Here is a 2,604-nt window from a genome sequence, read left to right as displayed (position 1 = left end):
AACCCCCGCCCCTTCGCCTGGACGAAGAGCGCCGACGAGATCCTCGAACGCCTCGCCGCATATCTTGATCGAATTCCTGGCGCAGGACACTAGGCGGGCGGCGCGAACCCCGTCGCAGCGGGCGCCGCCCCGCCCTCCTCCACCACCGGCCTCACGGGAGCGGACGCCCCGGCCACCTCCACCGCCGACAGGGACTCCACCGGCAGGGGCTTCACCGGCAAGGATTCCACCGGCAAGGACTCCACCGACGGGGAAGCAACGGCCCCACCGTCCGATACCCCGCTCGCCACCTGCCCGCCCACACCGGTGCGCGCACCGTCGGCCCGCCCAGACCCCACGTGCGCGGCACTGTCTCGACCAGCGGCGAACACCCGCCGCGCATCCCGCGCCTGCCGTTCGTTCACCACTGCCGCCAGATACGCCCCGGCCGGCACTCCCTCGGGCACCGGAACCCCGGTACGCGTCGCCAACTCCCCGGCCAGCCTTTCCGCCGTGGACCAGCCCACCTGCGCGTCGAGCTGATGCATCCGTGTCAGGTACTGCCGCATTGCCAGCCAGAGATCGTCCGGCACCGCCGACAGATCCAGTGCCGCGAACCGCCCGACCAACCACGGCGGCGGAGGCGGCACGGCAGCCGTCCGTCCCGTCGGCACCCGCTCACGTACGACGAGCGTCCCTGCGAACACATCACCGAGCCGCCGCCCCCGCGCCGACACCAGCGAGGCGATACAGGCGACGACCCCGAGCGTCATCAGAACCTCGACGACCCCCATGGCCCCGCGCACCAGAGCATGCCGGAAACGGATCGGTCCGCCGTCGTCCCGGACCACCCGCAGCCCGCACGCCAGCTTCCCCAGCGAACGCCCATGGCTGAGCGTCTCCACCGCGATCGGCCCACCCACCAGCACCACCAGGAAGGAGGCGACGGATATGGCCGCGAGTGCTGCGTCATCCAGCGTCGCTGTCGCCATGGCCAGCCCGATCGAGACGAGGACGAACGCCACCCCCACCACGGCAAGATCGATGGCCAGAGCCAGAGCCCGGCTCGGCAGTTTCGCCGGTCGCAGCCCCAGCACGACCGCGTCCCCGGTCACGAGTTCACTCATCGCCGCCCCATCCTTCGCCGGTCTTCCCTGCCCGTCGGGGCCTCAGTCTGCCAAGCTGACCCGCAGCGCGCCGCCGTAGTACGAACCCGTACGCACCCATGCCTGGAGCAGCAGCCGACCATGGACCTCGACGTCTTCGTGACCGCCCACCGCACGGAGTGGGACCGCCTGGACCATCTTCTGCGCCGCGGGCGCCGACTCAGCGGCGCGGAAGCAGATGAACTCGTCGAGCTCTATCAGCGCACGGCCACTCACCTCTCTCTTCTCCAGTCCAGTACCCCGGACCCGATGCTCACGGCGCGCCTCACCCAACTCGTGGCCCGCGCCCGGTCCGCGGTGACAGGTACTCGCCGAGCCACCTGGCGCGACGCCACACGCTTCCTGACCATTGGTTTTCCCGCCGCGGTCTACCGATCCAGACAGTGGTGGATACCTACGGCCGTGTTCTCCACCTTGCTGGCCGCAGTCATCGGCTGGTGGATCGGTACGCATCCGGAAGTCCAGTCGGCCATCGCGGCACCGGACGACCTCCGCCGCCTGACCAGTCCCGGCGGGGAGTACGAGACCTACTACTCCAGCCACCCGGCCGCGTCGTTCGCCGCCCAGGTTTGGACGAACAATGCCCAGGCCGCGGCCATGTGCCTGGTGCTGGGAGCATTCCTCGGTATCCCGGTGATCTGGATCCTCTTCGTCAACGTGCTCAACCTCGGGGTCGGCATCGGTCTGATGTCCGCGGCCGGCCGGCTCGACACATTCCTGGGGCTGATCCTCCCGCACGGTCTGCTGGAACTCACCGCTGTCTTTGTCGCAGCGGGTACGGGCCTGCGCCTCGGCTGGACGGTCATCGACCCGGGCCCGCAGAGCCGCCGCTCAGCCCTCGCCCAGCAGGGCAGATCGGCGATAGGCATGGCCATCGGCCTCGCCCTGGTTCTGTTCGTCTCGGGTGTCATCGAAGGCTTCGTCACCCCCTCTGGTCTTCCGACCTGGGCGAGAATCGCCCTTGGCATCGCAGCCGAGCTGACCTTCCTCGGGTACGTCTACATCCTGGGCGGCCGAGCCGCACGAGCGGGCGACCAGGGCGACCTGGATCCCACGGAACGCAGCGCCGAGCTCCCGGTCGCCGCCTGATGTGCGTACGACCGCGCTGACCTGCTAGTCTCCTCTTCGCCCCAAGAGACTGTTGACACGGTCGATCTGGGGAGGTAGATTTTAACGGTTGCGTCGGACTGGACAGGTCCGATCCCAACGGTTAACGTCTTCCTCGCTCTCACCGGAAACACATTTCCGCAGAGCCATTGATTCTCTCATTCCGAATCACGCAGTCGATCAGTTCGACTGAATGTTTCTGATAAAGTCGAGTCAGCCGAAAGGCAAGGTCGCTCCAATTGGCTACCGGAATTGATATTCGAACCGGAAACGGTGAGGAAAGAGTCTGGTAAGGTTGGAATCGCCGGAAAGGGAAACGCGAAAGCGTGGAACTGGAAAGCGGCCCCGCTTC

The 2,604-nt window shown here is 67.5% G+C and carries 4 protein-coding genes; 1 reads left to right on the top strand and 3 read right to left on the bottom strand.

Annotated features, from left to right (window positions below):
* Positions 1-89: 89 nt before the first annotated feature.
* Positions 90-1,106, bottom strand: a complete 1,017-nt coding sequence (locus ABZ826_RS39125; protein ID WP_361459335.1) for an RDD family protein — start codon at positions 1,104-1,106, stop codon at positions 90-92.
* Between the two features lie 42 nt (positions 1,107-1,148).
* Positions 1,149-1,361 carry a hypothetical protein gene (locus tag ABZ826_RS39120; protein ID WP_361459339.1) on the bottom strand — a complete coding sequence of 71 codons (213 nt, stop codon included), beginning with the start codon at positions 1,359-1,361 and terminating at the stop codon, positions 1,149-1,151.
* Between ABZ826_RS39120 and ABZ826_RS39115 the strand changes: the two genes are divergently transcribed.
* Complete coding sequence (locus ABZ826_RS39115) at positions 1,275-2,234, top strand: stage II sporulation protein M (protein WP_361459337.1); 960 nt, start codon at positions 1,275-1,277, stop codon at positions 2,232-2,234. The two genes, ABZ826_RS39120 and ABZ826_RS39115, sit on opposite strands and share 87 nt — an antisense overlap.
* Positions 2,235-2,410: 176 nt before the next feature.
* Here ABZ826_RS39115 and ABZ826_RS39110 read toward each other — a convergent pair.
* The coding region (locus ABZ826_RS39110) for a hypothetical protein (protein WP_361459333.1) at positions 2,411-2,604 on the bottom strand (194 nt) is incomplete at its 5' end.

Source organism: Streptomyces sp. NPDC047515, from assembly GCF_040643055.1.
GTDB lineage: Bacteria > Actinomycetota > Actinomycetes > Streptomycetales > Streptomycetaceae > Streptomyces.
This window is presented reverse-complemented; position numbering and strand designations above follow the sequence as displayed.

Coding starts and splice junctions, on each gene's coding strand:
- ABZ826_RS39125 (WP_361459335.1), bottom strand. CDS start 1,106: ATGAGTGAACTCGTGACCGGGGACGCGGTCGTGCTGGGGCTGCGACCG.